The following is an 18312-nucleotide window of genomic DNA, read 5'->3' as shown; positions in this document are numbered from 1 at the left end:
GATTTTAATCGTCATCTATAATAATTATGATTGCCTAAATTAGATTCTTTCGCGTCGCAATTTTCGTGTTTATTCATCTTTCGTTCTTTTTCAGTTGCGCTGGTCGCTCGAATCCTGCGAAGAGAACGCATGCAATTTTCACCGCAACAGGATGAAGCCCTTAAGGCTGTTTCGCGCTGGCTGAAGGAAGGCCGCTCACCGGTTTTCCGGCTGTTCGGCTATGCGGGCACGGGCAAGACCACTCTCGCGAAACATTTCGCAGAGCATGTGGATGGCGAGGTTCTGTTTGCAGCTTTCACCGGCAAAGCGGCGCAGGTTTTGCGGTCTCGCGGCGCTTCCAACGCGCGCACCATCCATTCGCTGATCTATCGACCGCGTGGCGAGGAAGCGGTTGAGGATGAGGAAACAGGCAAGACCTCGATTGCGCCGATGTTTACCATCAACCGCCAGAGCCCGCTTTCAAAGGCTGCGCTTATCATCATCGACGAATGCTCGATGGTGGATGAGCAACTCGGCAAGGACCTGATGAGCTTTGGCACGCCAATCCTGGTGCTTGGCGATCCCGGCCAGCTTCCTCCAGTGACCGGAGGCGGTTTCTTCACCGAGCAGGAGCCGGATTATCTGCTGTCAGAAATTCACCGGCAGGCGAAGGACAATCCGATCATCCAGATTGCCATGGATGTGCGTGAGGGCAAGGAGATCATGCGCGGGGATTACGGAACCGCGCAGGTCATCTCCAAGTCAGATGTAACCCAGGCACTGGTGCTGGATGCAGATCAGGTGCTTGTCGGCACCAACCGCACACGCAAGCGATACAATCAGCGACTGCGGGAACTAAAGGGGTTTACGGCCGACTATCCTCAATCCGGCGACAAGCTGGTGTGTCTACGCAACGACCCTGCCAAGGGGCTGCTGAACGGTTCTCTCTGGCAGGTCATGAGTTCATCGCGTGAAACGGTCAAGCCCGGCATCAATCTGATGATCCGCCCCGAAGACGACGATATGGATCGTGGCGCGGCAAAGATCAAATTGCTGAAAGCGGCATTCGAGGAAAGTGAAACGGAAATACCGTGGTCGACCCGGAAGCGTTACGACGAGTTCGATTATGGCTACGCGTTGACCGTTCACAAGGCGCAGGGTTCGCAGTGGAACAATGTGGTTCTGTTCGATGAAAGCTTTGCTTTCCGGGACTCGCGGGAAAGATGGCTTTATACTGCCATTACGCGCGCTGCAGAAACCTTGACGATCGTTCGCTGACGCGAAGCGCGGTGTCTTTGACGCGCTTCGTTGTTCGCTTTCTGGATGTAACTATTATTTCAGGCGGTGATCACGCCCGCCAATACGGCTTTTGCCACCGCCTGAAAGCGGTTGTTGGCACCGAATTTCGCTATGATACCCGCTTCCAGATTTTGCACGTCTTCCGCGGAAAGACCAAGCGTGCGTGACAGCCGCACCGGCGCGTAGCCTTCGGCCATCAGCTCAAGGCATTTGCGTTCGCCCGGGGTAAGATCGACTTTTGGCCGCGAGGCTTTATGCTCCGGCTCGCCGTCAGCATCGCTAATCGTCAGTTCGTTGATCTGCTGTATCTGCCGGTGAACGGTGGAAATCTCAGTGGCCAGTTCTCTTTTGCGTGTTTCCAGAGCGTCCTGGAAAATCGCGTCGGCCTGGGTTTGCGAGGGCGCCGTTTCCAGTTTCGCCATAACGTCCTGAATGGTTGCGACGGGGACGCCGATCTCCCGCAGCGTATTGATCACGGCCATGCGGTGAACGTCGCGGTGGCAATAGATGCGCATCAGGCCGGAACGGCGCGACGTGATAATTGCCTTTTCCTCGTAAAAATGGAGCGTTCTGTGCGTAACACCGAACATGTTTGCCATATCGGCAATGGCGACGGGCTCAGGCGGTAAAGGGGTTGGCATTGGGACGTAAGGGAGGAAGCCCTTGTGTTCATCGAACTGCACACCGTTTGCGGCATTCAACGGTGCGTCGCTCACTGGTTTTTCCCTCCAAGGCGATTTTCTAGTGCGACCAACGCGGGATAGGATCGCCTGTGAATTTTTCCGCTCTGAAGCTGGATGGTCCAGCCGCTCGATCAGGCCCGTTTCACTATCCATTTCAATGTGCGCATTCGTATATGAAAAATTATGTTTCATTATTTCGCCCCATTATACCGGCGCTGTAACGCGCGACGTTGAGGCTGGTTCCATGCAGAGAAAAATTATTTTTCCTCTTGGCTTGCGGAGGCCCGGATAGTGGAAGAAACAGGGTTTCTGGAACCTTCAAAAATGGGCTGGAACATCATGCCGACCAAACTTTCCGTCAATCTCAACGCTATCGCCATGTTGCGCAACCGACGTGACCTGCCTTGGCCTGATGTCGTTCACTTCGGACGGTTGGCGCTGCAAAACGGGGCCAGTGGACTGACCGTTCACCCACGCCCTGACCAACGGCATATCCGCTTCTCAGACCTGCCGCTCCTTCGCGCACTTATCGATGATGAATTCCCGGAGGCAGAGTTCAACATGGAGGGCTATCCGACTGAGGATTTTCTTCTGTTGTGTGAGGAAAACCAACCTGAGCAGGTTACCTTGGTCCCGGACGATCCGTTGCAGGCAACCTCGGACCATGGGTGGGATTTCTGCAAGCACGGCGAATTTCTCAAGGATGTTGTGGAGCGTCTTAAAGCTGAAGGTATGCGCGTCTCTCACTTTGCCGACGGGGACGGTGACAGGCAGGCAATTGAACTTGCTGCTGCAACCGGTGCCCATCGCATAGAGCTTTATACCGGACCTTATGGTGGGTGCTACGACGATCCAGAGGCTGCCGCCGTCTGGATCGAGAAGCTCGGCCTGACCGCAGATCTCGCGCGTGAACATGGGCTGGGGGTCAATGGCGGGCATGATCTTACGGTAGCGAACCTGCCCGGTCTAGTGAAGCGTATCCCTTATCTGGCTGAGGTTTCGATAGGGCACGGGTTGACAGCCGATGCGCTGGAATACGGAGTGGCCGAGACTATTAGGCGGTTTTGTCGCGCCTGCGGTCAGTCTATTTCATAACTAACGTCAATTTTTTGTCGCTATATAGGAAGCCGCGCACCCGTTGCGCGGTTTTGTTTATTTATTGAAGGGCACTCATATGCAGGATCACAAAGTCGTCGTCGTTGGAGGAGGTTTCGGCGGGCTGCAAGTCGTTCATGACCTGAAGGGCGCTCCGGTTCGGATCACCTTGATAGACCGGCGCAATCATCATCTGTTCCAACCTCTGCTTTATCAGGTGGCAACGACCGCGCTCGCAACCTCGGAGATCGCTTGGCCCATCCGCCGTCTTTACAGGGATCGCAAGGAAGTATCGACGATACTGGCGGAGGTTTCCGGGGTCGACCGCGCATCGCGCAACGTCCACCTCACCAATGGAAGCGTCATTCCTTTCGATACACTGGTTTTGGCAACGGGCGCGCGCCATGCCTATTTCGGCAACGATTCGTGGGAGCCTTTCGCGCCGGGACTGAAGACGCTGGAAGATGCCACCACCATTCGTCGCCGTCTGCTTCTGGCCTTCGAACAGGCAGAGCTTGCGCAAACGGAAGAGGCAAAGAAGGCATTTCTGACATTCGTCATCATAGGTGCAGGGCCAACCGGCGTGGAAATGGCAGGCATGATCGCTGATCTCGCAAATAAGGTGCTTCCGCCTGAGTTTCGCAATATCGACACGCGTATGACCCGCGTGCTTCTTGTTGAGGCCGGGCCTCGGGTCCTGCCTGCTTTTACCGAGGATCTTTCCGAATATAGCCGGAAGGCTTTAGAGCGTCTTGGCGTTCAAGTGATGCTCGGTACACCCGTTTCCGCCTGCACGGAAGAGGGCGTCAAGATCGGCGACGAGTTCATTCCTGCGCGCACTCTCATCTGGGCTGCGGGCGTTCAGGCTTCACCCGCCGCGCACTGGCTCGGCGTCAAGTCGGATCGGGCAGGGCGCGCGGAGGTCAGCCCACAGCTTCACATCCCGGAAGATCCAACCATTTTCATCATTGGAGATACGGCAGCTGTCATGCAGGAAAATGGAAAGCCGGTTCCCGGTGTCGCACCTGCCGCGAAGCAGCAGGGCAGCTACGTGGCCAACGCGATCAAGGCACGGTTGGCGAACCGGCCGCTACCAGCTCCTTTCCGTTATCGCCATCAAGGAAACCTCGCCACCATCGGCAAGCGTGCCGCTGTGATCGACTTTGGCAGGATCAAGCTGAAAGGGGTAATAGCCTGGTGGATATGGGGGCTTGCACACATCTACTTCCTGATCGGCACGCGCTCTCGCCTTGCCGTCGCGTGGAGCTGGCTGTGGATTTACCTCAGCGGCCAGCATAGTGCGCGCCTAATCACGCAAAAGGAAACATTGAAGGACGAGAACTGATCCACCCTTCTCGCCGAGGTTGTCGTGGCGGCGCTTTGCCGCCACGCGTGTTGCGCTGGCAGGAGATTTTCCCGGCAGAGCTGCTTCAACCGAGGAGGCCAGCTTTGTTCGCCTCGAAAAATGCCTTTGCCGACTGCGGCTTCTCGCCCGTCAGCGTTTCATAATCGGCGGTCAGCAGTTCGAAATTGCCCGCAGCGATATTTGCATCTGCCGAGGCCAGCATTGCCGACACGAAGTCCGGAAGGCCCGCACCTTCTATTCCCTTTTGCAAGTCCTCGCGCGAAACCTTGATTGCCGAGAGGGGCTTGCCGGTAGCTTCTGAAATCAGCGCTGCAATCTGGTCGGCATCGAGAAGTTCAGGGCCGGTCAGCGTGTAGGTCTTGTTCTCAGGCGTTGTCTTTGCAAGCGCGGCGGCGGCAGCTCTTGCGCAGTTGTCGCGGGAAATATTCGACACCTTGCCGTCACCCGTTGCGGTATACCACTGGCCCGTTGCCAGATTGTGCGGCATTGCATGCAGATAGTTGTCGAGATACCAGGCGTTTCGAATGATGGTGTAGGGCAGGCCGCTTGTCTTGACCGCTTCCTCGGTGCCGAGATGGTCCGGCGCGAAGGTGACGAGCGACTTGTCGGGGTTCGGCATCGATGTGTAGGCGACATGCTTGACGCCCGCCTTGACGGCCGCAGCAACTGCCGCCTTGTGCTGAGCGAGACGCTGGCCGGGAACCGCAAGCGCATCCGTGGAAATGATGAGCACGGTATCGATACCGGCGAAAGCGTTTTCAAGCGAAGTGGAATCGTCGAAATCCGCTTTGCGCAGCTCCACACCTTTTGCCGCAAGTGACGCAAGCTTCGACGTGTCGCGGCTTGCCGCGACGAGATCGGAGGCCGGCACCTTATAGGTATCCAAAAGGTGATGCAGGGCGGACTGGCCAAGGTGGCCGGACGCGCCGGTTACGAGAATCTTGCTCATGGAAATCAGTTCCTTTCTATTGGTCTCAAAAAGAGAGTAGCTCTAAAATAAGAATTGACTTCGACCTGTAAAGGAGGCATTTCCGCGTCCACTCGTTACCAAAAGGGAACCACCGCAATGACCGCGACAGTTTCGAAGCTCAAGCCAGATGCCGCACCGCTACCGGATTTTGCCAATCTCGACTTCGATAATTGCCCGGTTCGTGATCTGCTGAGCCAGATTGGTGGAAAATGGTCGACCCTGATTTTGCAGGCGCTTGCTGAAAGACCCTATCGCTTTGGAGAGTTGCGCCGCATGGTGCCGGATATTTCCCAGCGGATGCTCACGCAGACGCTCCGCGACCTTCAGCGGGACGGATATATTCACCGCGAGGTCTTTCCGACCAAGCCGCCAAGTGTCGAATACAGCATGACATCGTTAGGTCGCTCGCTCTACTCACCGCTGTCTCAGGTTATAAGCTGGGCGCTGGATAACCACGAGGCGGTCAAGCAAGCACGTTCCCGTTTCGACGCCGAAGCATAGGGCAAATCTGCCAGCTGTACTTTGGCATCTGAGCATATTGCGACGCATCAAATCGCTTCGTCCGCATAAAAATCCGCTTGACCCGGAAAGGCTCTCGGCTTAAATCACTCTCGAACCGTACCGTACGGTACATAATAGAGAGTGGAGTGGACAAGGTGGGGACCGATCCGATCACAGCGCAGGAATTTTCGCCGCGACAGAACGCCGTTCTGGAGCAGGCATTGCGTCTTCTGGTCGAGGGCGGCGAAAAAGCGCTGACGACCTCTGGTCTTGCGCGTGCCGCCAACTGTTCCAAGGAAAGCCTGTATAAATGGTTCGGAGACCGCGACGGTCTGTTGGCTGCGATGATCAGCTTTCAGCAGAGCAAGGTCCGCACCTTTGAAAAGGCGGGCGACCGCGTAACCGCCCCTCAGCTTGTCGATCATCTCGAAGTTTTCTCGCATGATCTGCTCGACGTTCTGGCGGGTGATGTTTCGCTGGCGCTGAACCGTCTTGCCATCGGCCAGGCCAGCCGCGATGGCTCAAAGCTCGGCAATCTGCTTCTGGAGCGCGGGCGTCGCCAGATCGACAAGCGCGCTCGTGGCTTGATCGAGGCGGGGCGTCGCTGCGGCTATCTTCGCTTCGACGATCTGGAAGATGCCTATCGCAGCTTCTACGGCCTCATCGTCTCGGATCTGCATGTTCGCATGCTGCTGGGCGAAGCGCAGGCAAAGGATTTTTCCGCCCGGGCGCGGAAGGCGGTTGCCGCTTTCCTGACGCTGTACGGCACGGAAAAGGTACATTCGGAGACGGGCGGAAAGTCTGCCTGATCTCTGGTCTCAATCATCTGGTTTCGAATAGGGAAGGACCTAGAAATGCGCGTTTATTACGATCGTGATGCCGATCTCAACCTCATCAAGGCGAAGAACGTCGCCATCGTCGGTTACGGCTCTCAGGGCCGCGCCCACGCGCTGAACCTGAAGGACAGCGGCCAGAAGAACATCGTCATCGCTCTGAAGGCCGGTTCTCCGACCATCAAAAAGGCGGAAGCCGATGGCTTCGAAGTCAAGACCGTTGCTGACGCTGCAAAGTGGGCCGACCTTTTGATGATGGCAACGCCTGACGAACTTCAGGCGGACATCTATAAGGCCGATATCGCTGGCAACATTCGTGACGGCGCTGCCATCGCTTTCGCACACGGCCTCAACGTTCACTTCGGCCTCATCGAGCCGAAGGCTACGCTCGACGTCGTCATGATCGCACCGAAGGGCCCTGGCCACACGGTTCGCGGCGAATACCAGAAGGGCGGCGGCGTTCCTTGCCTCGTTGCCGTTCACCAGAACGCTTCCGGCAACGCTCTTGAAGTTGCCCTGTCCTACGCTTGCGGCGTTGGCGGCGGTCGCTCCGGCATCATCGAAACCAACTTCAAGGAAGAGTGCGAAACTGACCTCTTCGGCGAACAGGTCGTTCTGTGCGGCGGTCTCGTCGAACTGATCCGCGCTGGCTTCGAAACGCTGGTCGAAGGCGGTTACGCTCCTGAAATGGCCTACTTCGAGTGCCTGCACGAAGTGAAGCTCATCGTAGACCTGATCTACGAAGGCGGCATCGCCAACATGAACTACTCCATCTCCAACACCGCAGAATGGGGCGAATACGTCACCGGCCCGCGCATCATCACGGCTGAAACCAAGGCTGAAATGAAGCGCGTCCTGCACGACATCCAGACCGGCAAGTTCACCTCGGACTGGATGCAGGAATACCGCTCGGGCGCTGCCCGCTTCAAGGGCATCCGCCGCATGAACGACGTTCACCAGATCGAAGAAGTCGGCGCCAAGCTGCGCGGCATGATGCCTTGGATCGGCAAGAACAAGCTGGTCGACAAGGCTGTCAACTAAGCTTTGTCGCTTGGACGAGAATTGCGAAAGGCCGGGGCGAAAGCTCCGGCCTTTCATATTTCGTAAGCTGATCCCAAGTATATGCCTTCGACGCTATCTGAAACACTTTCGATGTAAGTGTTGATGGCGGTCAGCAAGTCCATCAACGCAAAATATTTTCTTTCAAACTTGTCGGACTTAATCGATATAGCTGCGTCTATCTCTTCTTTTGTATCCAACCATTTGATCAGGTCAATTTGACCGGACGCATAATTAATTGTGCCTAGGTCCTTGAAGACCTTCATCTCATTTCCATGAATGATGTTACCAATTATGTTCCACGCGCTGTCCGATCTGACGCCTCCTTGAGTCAGCGCAACATTATCGGATATGGAAACGTTATGCGATTTTAAGGCAGATACGGTATTTGTTATCTCGGCAAATCTACGTGTAGAAATGCAGAGGATGAGCAAGTCTTTTCGACAAAGATTTTCAGAAATATTGTAATATTCTCCATACCCTAAGTCTTTTAGGCTTCTAGAAGTCGCATAGGAAGCTAGACGACTTATAGATTCAATGGTGTCGGCGTACGCGTGCTTGCAAAGATCTCTGTCTACTTTAGGCACTATTTTTCCGGTCATCTGTCACCTCAAGCCGAAGGCGCAATCACACCCTTGGTCAAAATAAAGCAGCCATAAAACCGCGTCTCACCCGTTGTAATAACGCAGTAAGCTTCCTTGGCCTTCTCATAAAACGCAAAACGCTCGATGCTATACATCGGCGCGGGCTGGCCTTCTGCCGCATTAATTTCTGCCTGCACTTCCTGCTGGACCGTCTCGATCTGATCTGGCGCGCCCATGACTTCCATGCGACCGACGGATGGCTGGAGGGGGGTGTCCAGCGGAAATACGGAGAGTATTGCCTTCATGGCGCGGGCGGCGGAAATGTTTTCCATGCGCAGCACCTGACCGACGCTCGTAAATTGAGAAATGCTGTCCGATGGAAAGTTGGTGTCGGTTACCACAAGAGTATCACCGTGGCCCATGGCGCGAAGCGCGTGCAGAACGTCTGCGTTCAGCGCGGGGTCGATATTCTTCAGCATGTCGTCTCCTCCAGACAGCAAATCATGTGGTCTCAATCGAGCCGGAAAATCCGCTTTCGTCAATCCGCCTTGAAGCAGATTGTGAAGTTGCTGGAGAGATTGTATTGAAGAATCCGTAACTTGGGAGCATGCGCAAAAAATCTGAAAGCGTACCAGAATCCAATAAGTCAGCATTGCTGACCTATCGATATTTCGATACATATTTGCGCAACAAAACGAAATATGAGGAAACCGACCCATGCTTGATTGGGAACAAATCTTCGCCAGCCGCTCTTCGCGGATGAAAGCCTCTGAAATTCGCGAGCTACTGAAGCTCCTGGATCAGCCGGACATCATTTCCTTCGCAGGCGGCATTCCCGATCCCGCGCTGTTTCCTGATGAGGAATTCAAGCAAGCCTATGCCGATATCTTTTCCGGCTCGCAGGTTAATTCGGCTCTGCAATATTCCGTCAGCGAGGGCTACAAGCCGCTGCGCGAATGGATCGTCAAGGATATGGCGAAGATCGGTATCGAATGCTCTGTCGATAACGTGTTCATCACATCCGGCTCGCAGCAGGCGCTCGATTATCTCGGTAAGCTATTCCTGTCGCCGGGCGATACCGCGCTCGTGACATGGCCTACCTATCTGGGCGCGCTTTCGGCTTTCAATGCTTATGAGCCTGTCTATGATCAGCTCAACCCAGGCGGCAATCGCACTCCGGAAACCTATCGCGAAAACGCTGCCAAGGCTGGTGGTTCGGTCAAGTTCGCATATCTCTCGGCAGACTTTTCCAACCCAACCGGCGAGACGGTCGATCTCAATGGCCGCAAGAAGCTTTTGGAACTGGCCGATGAGTTGGATATCGCTGTGCTGGAAGATGCTGCCTATCAGAATCTGCGTTTCGATGGCGAGCCTGTGGCGCCTATCCTGGCGCTGGATATCGCCCGCAATGCCGGCATCGAAAAGACGCGCACCATCTATTCCGGCAGCTTCTCCAAGACGCTGGCACCGGGTTTGCGCGTCGGCTTCGTCGTTGCCTCCATGCCGGTCATCCGCAAGCTGGTGTTGATGAAGCAGGCCGCCGATCTGCATTCTTCCACCATCAACCAGATGGCCATCGAACATGTGGCATCTCGCGGGTTTGACAAGCAGGTTGCCAAAATCAAGGCCGCCTACAGTGCGCGGCGCGATGCGATGCTTGTTGCACTCGACAAGTACATGCCCAAGTCCGCACGCTGGACGAAGCCGGAGGGCGGCATGTTTGTATGGGTGACACTGCCGGAAGGGCTCGATGGCGCAGAACTTCTGGCACAATCCATAGCGACGGAGCGTGTCGCCTTCGTTCCTGGTAAGGCTTTCTTTGCTGACGGTTCCGGTACAAACACCCTGCGCATCAGCTTCTCCTGTGCCAACGAGGAGATGATTGACGAGGGCATGAAGCGTCTCGGCCGATTGATTGCGAATGCGGAAACGACCACCAAGGCGACGATGCCGCTGGTTTGAGTTGAACCGCTTGTTCGCCTCCGTTGTCCTCGGGCGTGTCCCGAGGATCTACTGACGTCGCATCTGTAGAAGCGTGATTGGATCCTTGGGAGAAGCCCGAGGATGATTATTTTTCATGACTTTTCAAAGGATATTGCCATGACCAAAACCTACTCTTTTCAGCAGGTTGATGTCTTCTCCGAGCAGCCGCTCAAGGGCAACCCGCTTGCTGTTGTGTGTGATGCGGATGATTGGTTAGACGAGCATATGGCGGCGTTTGCCAACTGGACGAACCTCAGCGAAACCACGTTTCTGATGAAGCCAACCGTGCCGGGTGCGGATTATCGCGTGAGGATTTTCACCCCCACTGGCGAGTTGCCCTTCGCCGGACATCCAACGCTTGGCACCTGCCACGTATTCCTGTCGCAGTCGGGCGATAACGCGAAAAGCGAGATCGTCCAGCAATGCGCTGCGGGTCTCATCAAGATCAAGATCAGCGATGGCACGCTTGCCTTCGCCGCGCCGCCGCTTCGCAAATCCGGTCCGGTGGATGCCGATGCCATCAATACAGTCGCTGCTGCTTTCGGACTGTCACGGGATGTCGTGCTGGACGCGAACTGGACGGATAACGGTCCCGGCTGGCTTTCGCTGTTGCTGAAATCTCGGGCGGATGTTCTCAGGATTCAGCCTGACTATGCTGCTCTCGGTGATTTCAAGGTGGGCGTTGTCGCTCCTTGCAGCGCGGCGGATGGCGTCGATGCCGATTTCGAAGTGCGCGCTTTCTTTGAATATGTCGAGGACCCTGTTACCGGCAGCCTCAACGCTGGTATCGCGCAATGGCTCATCGGGACTGGTCTTGCGCCGGGAAGCTATGTCGCAAGCCAAGGCACGGCGTTAGGCCGGGCAGGGCGCGTTAAAGTCGACAGGATCGGCGACGATATCTGGATCGGCGGTAAGGTGACGACGCTCATCAAGGGCAACGTCACGCTGTAATACATGCAGCAGACCGTTCTTCGACGCTTGCTTAAACGGAATGATAAGTCTGCTGCATGGGGTGCTACTCATGCAGCACTACAAAGCATAGTTCCAGAACGACCACAAATGCGTTCAGATAACTCGGAACGTTTGGGCGCACTGTAAGTCTAAGGGATTGATTTTACTGGTGCCCCCGACAAGGTTCGAACTCGTGACCCCCTGATTACAAATCAGGTGCTCTACCAACTGAGCTACAAGGGCAATCCAGTGACGCCGGAGATACCAGATTCTTTTTCTATGTAAAGCGAAAATTGCGCTTCACCGCGTAAAATGAAGCTGAGGCGCCGCTTTATCCCGTGAGATAATAGAGTTTGTGGACAATCGTCCAATTGCGCTCACGTTCAAGCAGCGAAAGGTACTCCGAAAAATCCACACCAGCAAAGCGGGTGGTTAGTTTGACGGAGGCAGAATCGCCGGATTTGTCGATGCCCAGTATTTCGAATGATGGTTCTGGATGAGGGAAACCCTGATCCGTCGACCTGATCTGGTCGATGAAGTCTTCCAGTGACAACCATTCGGTTGCGCCTTCATAGTTGCCTACGATCGAGGCGCGGGGATCGAAGATGTCGCGCAACAGGCTCGCATCGGCATATGTCATTGCGTGTACGTAATCGGCAACGGTCTGTGTTATCGTCTCCGGCATTGTTCTGACCCTCCCTCCAGAAGCCTTTGCTAAAACTACACCTGTTTAAACAGATGCGCCATAACCCATTGAAAGCAGGATGAAACCGAGACCAGAGCCCTTTCGGGCGACCTTTGCGCGCGGGCGCTTTCCACAATTTTGTTGCACCATGCGTCTTCATGGTCATGTGGTAGACAAATTTGCAAGCGATGGCGTTGCCGGATTTACGCGTGCTGCCCGGTTCCATGTTTTGCGTTCAAAACCGCAGGTCAGGGGTGCCTTGAGGCTTGAAAAATGCGTATGATCCCTTTGGTCGTCGCATTCGTCATTACGAACCGGCGTCTTTTTTGAGAATGCGAGTGCAGGTGTTTCGGTGATCGATCCTTATGTTTTGCTGGGTGTTGAGCGCAATGCCGACGAGGCTGCGATCAAAGCTGCCTATCGCAAGGCGGCAAAGAATGCCCATCCAGACAGTGGCGGCGACGCCGACCAGTTTGCCAGACTGCAACTGGCTTATGAGTTGCTGAAAGACCCGGTGCGACGCAAAGTTTTCGACGATACCGGCTACGACCCGCAACTGGCGGACCCAAAAGACCTCAAGGGGCTGCTGATGCTGGAAACGCTGGTGAACGAGTTTATTCTGGATGAGCGTGAACCCGGAAGTTTCGATCCTGTGGCTGCCATGCGCCGCAAGCTGACTGACGACATTCTCAAAAGTCGTTTTCACATTCTGGAGCTTGAGCGCCACCGCACGCGTGTGCGCAAGCATATGGACAGGCTGGGTAAAAAGCCTGAAACGGACGTCCTCGGCTCCATGCTGCGGGCGCGCAGCCAGTCCATTGCCGAAGCCATTCGCAATGCGGAAAACCAGATCGAGGCCATCGAGCAGGCCTATACGATGCTTGAAGGATATTCCTACGAACTGGAAATGGCTGTGCTGACTGAGGCTGTGGTGCTAAAGGGCGAGGCTGCGGAGTAGGGCGCTCGCTACGTATTACGGGCCGTTCACCAGCGCCAGAATGAGTTGGTGCACCGCACCGCCATTCGATAGCTCTTCACGGTCGAAATCGCGACCGCGCTGACGGTGCTCATCGGAGAGTTCGCCTAGCCGTTTTTGCAGAACTTCTCGCACCTTCTGGCATTTCGGATCGTTTTCAGCTCTGAGGCCGACGCTATAAGCTTCGATTTTTTTCACCAGGTCGAGAATATGTTCACCATGGATGCGTTCGTGTTTTTCCACGCCTGATATGAAACGTTGCCAGCTTGCGGCGACATCTGGCGAAAGCTTCGCCGGTGCCCTGGGGATGGTGTAGATAATCGTAAGGTTTGGTCTTGCCGTGGCGAGAATACAAGAACCGTCCTGTTGCGGGCGGTAGTCCCGGCGCCAGGTAAGCTTGAAAGTGGTGTGTGCGACGGCTTGAACGCCTGCCTGCGGACCGCTCTCTCCTATGGATCGGTAGAGTTCAATGCCAGAATTGCCAGAGATCGCGTAGGTTTTAGTTTGCTCTGTGGGAGACCAGCCAGTGGTTTGGGCCATTGCGGTAGTGGTAAGAACGGCTGCGAGCAGTAGGGCTGATTTTACGACGAAACGCACTGTCGGCTTTCCTTGGGTTACGCGAGACTGTCCGTGTGCCGTGACATCTTACTCGCAGTTCCAACAGTTAGCCAAAGGCCAAGTGTTGGATTTGCTAGTAGAAGGCTCTGCCAGACGGGTAAGTTGGTCGGCTCACAAAATCAAACGGAACTTTGCAAACCCTTCCGCACCGTCTCCGGCTTCCTCGATCTTTGCCCCCTTCACATCCTTTGCATACCGTCTTCCCTTAGGGCCTGTTTCGAAGATAGCCGTCGTGTCCGCTACCGGGGCAAACGACCAGTTGTCGTCTGCGGAAGGGTTTATGGTGCCCTGATCGATGATGTATCGGACGATGACGTCGCGATTTGTATCGGGGGCGACGAAGATGATCTTGTCGGAGCCGATGGCGGGGAATTTGCCGCCGCCGCTGGCGCGGTAGTTATTGGTCGCGACCACGAATTTCTGTTCTGGATCGATCGGCTTGTTCTGGAACTGAAGGTTCACGATGCGGTTGCTGTTTGGGTTGACGGCCTTGCCGTCCTTGTCGAACTTGGCCGGTTGCGACACGTCGATCTGGTAGCTCACGCCGTCGATGACGTCGAAATTATAGGACGGAAAATCGTTGTTGAGCAGGGGCGCGTCCTTTGAACCCGCCTTTACCGTATTGAACATGCCCGCCGACATTTCCAGCCAGTCCTTGACCTGTGCACCGGTGATGAGAACGGCCTGAACTGTGTTTGGATACAGATAGAGGTCTGCGACATTTTTGATGGCGATGTCACCGGCGGCGACATCCGTGTAGTAATCAGAGCCGCCGCGTCCGCCGGACTTGAAAGGTGCTGCTGCCGATAGCACAGGAAGGTCCTTGTACTGGCCGTCCTTCAGCATGTCCTTGATGTACCAGGTCTGGGCATTGGATACGATTTGGACGGAAGGATCATCTGCCACAAGCGCGAAATAGGAGTAAAGCGGTGCGGACGTCTTGCCGACGGGGCGGCGGACATACGCAAGTGCTGCCTCGTGGTCCGCTTTTGCCGCTTCGACGACTTCCGGTTTGTCTTTCACATCAGCCACGATTTTCCGATTGTCGTCGCGGTGGTAGATCGGCCGGGCCTCCGTGGTGAAGTCTACGATCTTCCAGCTGTTGCCGTCTTTTTCGAGCAACAGATCGATAAGCCCCATATGCGAGCCCCAGAAGCCGGCCATGACGGCGGGTTTGCCCATCAGTGTGCCCTTGACGGGATCGGCGCCCGCTATGCCATCCCAGGTTTTCGGGCCGGGGAAGACGAGGTGCTGGTGACCAGTGAAGACGGCGTCGATGCCTTCGACGCCTGCCAGATAAAGCGAGGCGTTCTCCATGCGCTCGCTCTGGCCCTTGCCGTCGATGCCGGAGTGGGACAGCGCGATGATGATGTCCGCGCCCTGTTCCTTGATGACCGGCACCCAGGCCTTGGCGGCATCGACGATATCGCGGGTCTGTGCCTTGCTCTCAAGGTTTTTTGCATCCCACATCATGATCTGCGGTGGCACGAAGCCGATGATGCCGACCTTGATCGGGCTGGTTGCGCCTGAGCCATCCTTGATCTGCTTGTCGAGGGTCACGTAGGGCTTGAAGAAGAGGTCGTCTTTCTTCGGATCGGAAGCGAGTTCGCCCTTAGTGAGATTGGCGCAGACGTAAGGGAAGTTCGCGCCGCCCAGCGTGTTGAACATGAAATCGAGCCCGTAATTGAACTCGTGATTGCCAAGCGTGCCGCAATCGTAGCCCAGCACGTTCATGGCATTGATGACGGGGTGCTTGTCGCCCGCCTTCATACCGCGCTCATAGGCGATGTAATCTCCAAGCGGGTTGCCCTGAAGGAAATCGCCGTTGTCCACCAGCATGGAGTTTCCGGCTTCTGCACGGATGCTGTCGATGATGGAAGCGGTGCGGGCAAGGCCCAGAGTGTCATTAGGCTTGTCGGCGTAATAATCGTAAGGGAGGACGTGAACGTGGATATCCGTGGTTTCCATAATGCGCAGATGCGCCTGATTACCCGCGGCACGCGCAGCAAATGGATGCAGCATAACCAGCGCGGAGGTGGCTGCGAAGCCACCAAGAAGAGAACGACGCGTGATTGGGTGAAGGCCGATAAGCGAAGACATGGAAACTCCCCGAAAGATTTCAACTGCCCTTGAAGACGCCGGGCAGCGTAGAATGAATTGCAGAGGAGTCCATCACCAAAATGACAGGCGTGTGACTTGTACCGCTTTTTTGAACCGGATGATAAATATCAGCCAGCAAGCGTTGGCTTTATCTCTTCATGAAAGAAGCGGAAGTAGGAGGAAAGCTGAGCCAGCGTTTTGGTGGAAAGCTGTAGTCGAAGGCCTAATCTGCTGCCCTGCTGCCATTGGACGACACCCTCTATGTATCCAAGGTCGTCACTCCTTACTTTAACATGGCTGCCTTTGACGGCGGCAAACGGTCCGTCCAAGTCCAGCGCCATGCCGGTAGAGGACAGATCGACGACGCGACCTTCGACCGACTGGTTGAAATACTGGACTGTCCCGTAGATGCGTGTCTTGCTGCGATCTGCGCTTCGGCTCCGTATCGCCGTGGTTTTTGTCATGGAAGCCCCCGTTTGTTTGAAGGCATCATGACATCTGCAAGTTGAAGGCCACTTAGGATATTTCATAAAATTCTAGCAAGCTGTTTCAGATCGGTTCAGTTGATGTGCGGTGATGGTACATATGCGGGCGATCTCAAGCGCTGCCTTATTTGCGTTGCTTCTTTGCCGCTATGGCGGCCAAACGCATATCTTTCCCCGCGTTTCTTCTGTGGCGAGGCAACCAGCCCATTGCTTGTGCCGTTTACTTTAGCGATCAATCTTGCGTCTCGTTCTGGAAAGTTGACGTTAAATGCTGCGCAGGTTTTGGACCGTTTTACCGGTCGCCGTTCTGTCTCTCGTTTCACCTGCTGCGCATGCGCAAGTTGCCCCGGCGCTAGACGATCTGTCCGACGAGCAACTGCAGCAGACGGTGAATTTCGTCATCGGCAACGCGATTTTCGGCGTTTATCACGAAGCTGCGCAGATGCTGATCTCCGACTTTTCGTTGCCCGCGGTTGACGGCGTCAAGGATTCGGCGGACGAGCTTGCGGCGACCATGATGCTGGAAGCGAATGAGGAGTGGCTGGACACGGCAATCGTCAACGCCACGGACAGCTGGTATCTGGCTCGTAGTGCGGAGCAGTTGCCGGAACATAATGCCCCAAATCATTCGGTGCTCGTTCCGGACCAAACGCGCGACAAGCAGATAGCCTGCCTGATGGTTGGCAAAGATGCCGAAGGGTATGGCGATCTGGCGGAAATGATGGGGCTACCCAAGGCCGAGTGGACACCTTGCGAGGCCACGTACCCACAAACGGTTGCGCGTTGGAACACGCTACTGAAACCTTATGTCAAAACGCCTGGAACTACGAAATTCACGACGTCCTATGAGCCGGTGAGAGATCCGTTTCTCGACATCTATGCGACGATGGTGAAGGAATCGAAGGTTTTGGATCTCATCGCACGCGGCTTCGGCGCCTATGGCCTGAAGGGCGAGGTGAAGCTGACGGCGAGGGCTTGCGGAAGGCCGGATGTCTATTGGTCTGCGGAAAGGCGCGAGATCACCTATTGCTACGAGCTTGCAAGATTTCATGGTGAGCTGATCGCCGCGCATCTTCTTGCTGGTGGTGGCGAAAAAGAAAGTGCGCCCGCCAAGGAAATTCCGACAGCCGTCAATCTCGGTCAGGAATTGTAGGCGGCAAGAGCATTTCCAGCAGAAGTGCGAAGCGGTTTTGCGTCCGGACAATGCGCAAAATTGAAAAATTAGAACATTTTTGCGTTCGAAAAGAACACGCAAATGTTATAATCCTGGTAGCCTTGCCTCAAGAGGATGAGGAGGCTTTCATGTCACGGCTCGTTGTTCGCAGTTTCTCGATTTCACTGGATGGATATGGTGCTGGCCCGGACCAGAGCCTGGAAAACCCGCTCGGCGTGAACGGTAAGACGCTGCACCAGTGGGCGTTCGAGACGCGCACTTTTCGCAAGATGTTTGGTCAGGACGGCGGATCGACTGGTGTGGACGAAAGTTTCGCCGCCGGTGGTTTCGAGAATCTGGGTGCATGGATTCTCGGACGAAACATGTTCGGTCCGGTCCGCGGGGCTTGGCCGGATGAGGAGTGGATAGGCTGGTGGGGCGACGAGCCGCCGTACCACGTTCCCGTTTTCGTGCTGACCAACCACCCGCGCGCCTCCTTCGACATGAAGGGCGGAACGACGTTCCACTTCATCACCGGTGGTATCGAGGAAGCGCTGGACGCGGCAAAGGCCGTGGCAGGGGACAGGGATGTGCGGCTGGGCGGCGGCGTCTCGGTGATCCGGCAGTATTTGCAGGCGCAACTGATCGACGAGCTGCATCTGGCGCAGAGCCCGGTGTTGTTGGGCAAGGGTGAGAACTTGTTCGATGGGCTGGATTTTCCGGAGCTTGGGTATCGGTGTCGGGAGACGGTGCGTGGGGAGAATGCGGTGCATTTGGTGATTGGGAAAGAGTAGTTTCCCATCGGGCGTGCGGGACCGTGCCTGACCCCTCACTTGCAATTTCTAACACTTAGCCTTTGGCTAAGGTGTTGAAATTGCTTTCTCTCCCACAAGGGGACCATTGCAAAACCCGACGAATATGATTCACTTTGTTTGTGAGCGATCGAAGGGGCGGTGGCATGGCGATGAAGAGCGGTTCTCAGTTCAGCTTTG

At 55.5% G+C, this 18312-nt stretch carries 19 protein-coding genes and 1 tRNA gene; 11 read left to right on the top strand and 9 right to left on the bottom strand.

The window, feature by feature from the left end; genetic code table 11:
* Positions 1-129 precede the first annotated feature (129 nt).
* Complete coding sequence (locus tag G6L28_RS08960) at positions 130-1257, top strand: ATP-dependent DNA helicase (RefSeq protein ID WP_174063420.1); 1128 nt, start codon at positions 130-132, stop codon at positions 1255-1257.
* Positions 1258-1316: 59 nt separating this feature from the next.
* Here G6L28_RS08960 and G6L28_RS08955 read toward each other — a convergent pair whose 3' ends face one another.
* On the bottom strand, positions 1317-1994 hold the full coding sequence (locus tag G6L28_RS08955) for a MerR family transcriptional regulator (RefSeq protein ID WP_337795755.1): 678 nt from the start codon (positions 1992-1994) through the stop codon (positions 1317-1319).
* 306 nt (positions 1995-2300) lie between these two features.
* On the opposite strand from G6L28_RS08955, the gene G6L28_RS08950 reads away from it, so the two are divergent.
* A complete protein-coding gene (locus G6L28_RS08950) occupies positions 2301-3056 on the top strand; it encodes a pyridoxine 5'-phosphate synthase (protein ID WP_174063697.1) in 756 nt (251 codons plus the stop codon).
* A gap of 79 nt (positions 3057-3135) precedes the next feature.
* Positions 3136-4401: an NAD(P)/FAD-dependent oxidoreductase gene (locus tag G6L28_RS08945; protein ID WP_174063419.1), complete on the top strand. Its 1266-nt coding sequence runs from the start codon at positions 3136-3138 to the stop codon at positions 4399-4401.
* An 85-nt stretch (positions 4402-4486) separates the two neighbouring features.
* On the opposite strand, the gene G6L28_RS08940 is transcribed toward G6L28_RS08945, so the two are convergent.
* Entirely contained in the window at positions 4487-5371 is an 885-nt protein-coding gene (locus G6L28_RS08940; RefSeq protein ID WP_174063418.1) for an SDR family oxidoreductase, read from the bottom strand.
* A gap of 117 nt (positions 5372-5488) precedes the next feature.
* On the opposite strand from G6L28_RS08940, the gene G6L28_RS08935 reads away from it, so the two are divergent.
* The 3 genes from G6L28_RS08935 to ilvC all read left to right on the top strand — a co-directional run bounded on the left by G6L28_RS08935 (position 5489) and on the right by ilvC (position 7767).
* Positions 5489-5893 (top strand): winged helix-turn-helix transcriptional regulator, encoded by a 405-nt coding sequence (locus tag G6L28_RS08935; RefSeq protein WP_174063417.1) that lies wholly within the window; start codon positions 5489-5491, stop codon positions 5891-5893.
* A gap of 155 nt (positions 5894-6048) precedes the next feature.
* Complete coding sequence (locus G6L28_RS08930; RefSeq protein WP_174063696.1) at positions 6049-6702, top strand: TetR/AcrR family transcriptional regulator C-terminal domain-containing protein; 654 nt, start codon at positions 6049-6051, stop codon at positions 6700-6702.
* Positions 6703-6747: 45 nt separating this feature from the next.
* Positions 6748-7767: a ketol-acid reductoisomerase gene (gene ilvC, locus G6L28_RS08925; protein WP_027676054.1), complete on the top strand. Its 1020-nt coding sequence runs from the start codon at positions 6748-6750 to the stop codon at positions 7765-7767.
* Between the two features lie 53 nt (positions 7768-7820).
* Here the strand turns inward: ilvC and G6L28_RS08920 are convergent, their stop codons facing one another.
* Positions 7821-8387 carry a hypothetical protein gene (locus tag G6L28_RS08920; RefSeq protein ID WP_174063416.1) on the bottom strand — a complete coding sequence of 189 codons (567 nt, stop codon included), beginning with the start codon at positions 8385-8387 and terminating at the stop codon, positions 7821-7823.
* 8 nt (positions 8388-8395) lie between these two features.
* Positions 8396-8848, bottom strand: coding sequence for an RbsD/FucU family protein (locus G6L28_RS08915; protein ID WP_174063415.1), 453 nt, complete (start codon positions 8846-8848; stop codon positions 8396-8398).
* Between the two features lie 238 nt (positions 8849-9086).
* On the opposite strand from G6L28_RS08915, the gene G6L28_RS08910 reads away from it, so the two are divergent.
* On the top strand, positions 9087-10331 hold the full coding sequence (locus G6L28_RS08910) for a PLP-dependent aminotransferase family protein (RefSeq protein WP_174063414.1): 1245 nt from the start codon (positions 9087-9089) through the stop codon (positions 10329-10331).
* A 138-nt stretch (positions 10332-10469) separates the two neighbouring features.
* The gene (locus G6L28_RS08905) at positions 10470-11303 is read left to right on the top strand and encodes a PhzF family phenazine biosynthesis protein (protein WP_174063413.1); all 834 of its coding nucleotides are present in this window, start codon (positions 10470-10472) and stop codon (positions 11301-11303) included.
* 167 nt (positions 11304-11470) lie between these two features.
* On the opposite strand, the gene G6L28_RS08900 is transcribed toward G6L28_RS08905, so the two are convergent.
* A tRNA-Thr gene (locus G6L28_RS08900) sits at positions 11471-11546 on the bottom strand.
* 88 nt (positions 11547-11634) lie between these two features.
* Positions 11635-11988, bottom strand: coding sequence for a nuclear transport factor 2 family protein (locus G6L28_RS08895; protein ID WP_174063412.1), 354 nt, complete (start codon positions 11986-11988; stop codon positions 11635-11637).
* Between the two features lie 352 nt (positions 11989-12340).
* On the opposite strand from G6L28_RS08895, the gene G6L28_RS08890 reads away from it, so the two are divergent.
* Positions 12341-12946: a DnaJ domain-containing protein gene (locus G6L28_RS08890; RefSeq protein WP_174063411.1), complete on the top strand. Its 606-nt coding sequence runs from the start codon at positions 12341-12343 to the stop codon at positions 12944-12946.
* A gap of 15 nt (positions 12947-12961) precedes the next feature.
* Here the strand turns inward: G6L28_RS08890 and G6L28_RS08885 are convergent, their stop codons facing one another.
* From G6L28_RS08885 to G6L28_RS08875, 3 genes are all read right to left on the bottom strand, one after another.
* The gene (locus G6L28_RS08885) at positions 12962-13504 is read right to left on the bottom strand and encodes a DUF922 domain-containing Zn-dependent protease (RefSeq protein ID WP_174063695.1); all 543 of its coding nucleotides are present in this window, start codon (positions 13502-13504) and stop codon (positions 12962-12964) included.
* Between the two features lie 189 nt (positions 13505-13693).
* Positions 13694-15682: a bifunctional 2',3'-cyclic-nucleotide 2'-phosphodiesterase/3'-nucleotidase gene (locus tag G6L28_RS08880; protein WP_174063410.1), complete on the bottom strand. Its 1989-nt coding sequence runs from the start codon at positions 15680-15682 to the stop codon at positions 13694-13696.
* Positions 15683-15810: 128 nt separating this feature from the next.
* Positions 15811-16146, bottom strand: coding sequence for a PilZ domain-containing protein (locus G6L28_RS08875; RefSeq protein ID WP_174063409.1), 336 nt, complete (start codon positions 16144-16146; stop codon positions 15811-15813).
* Between the two features lie 289 nt (positions 16147-16435).
* On the opposite strand from G6L28_RS08875, the gene G6L28_RS08870 reads away from it, so the two are divergent.
* Positions 16436-17320, top strand: a complete 885-nt coding sequence (locus tag G6L28_RS08870; protein WP_174063408.1) for a DUF4344 domain-containing metallopeptidase — start codon at positions 16436-16438, stop codon at positions 17318-17320.
* A gap of 149 nt (positions 17321-17469) precedes the next feature.
* Entirely contained in the window at positions 17470-18114 is a 645-nt protein-coding gene (locus G6L28_RS08865) for a dihydrofolate reductase family protein (RefSeq protein WP_174063407.1), read from the top strand.
* The last annotated feature ends 198 nt before the right edge of the window (positions 18115-18312 follow it).

The organism is Agrobacterium larrymoorei (assembly GCF_013322225.1).
Taxonomy (GTDB): Bacteria; Pseudomonadota; Alphaproteobacteria; order Rhizobiales; family Rhizobiaceae; genus Agrobacterium; species Agrobacterium larrymoorei_A.
The sequence above is the reverse complement of the archived record's forward strand: the minus strand, read 5'-3'. Positions and strand labels throughout refer to the sequence as shown.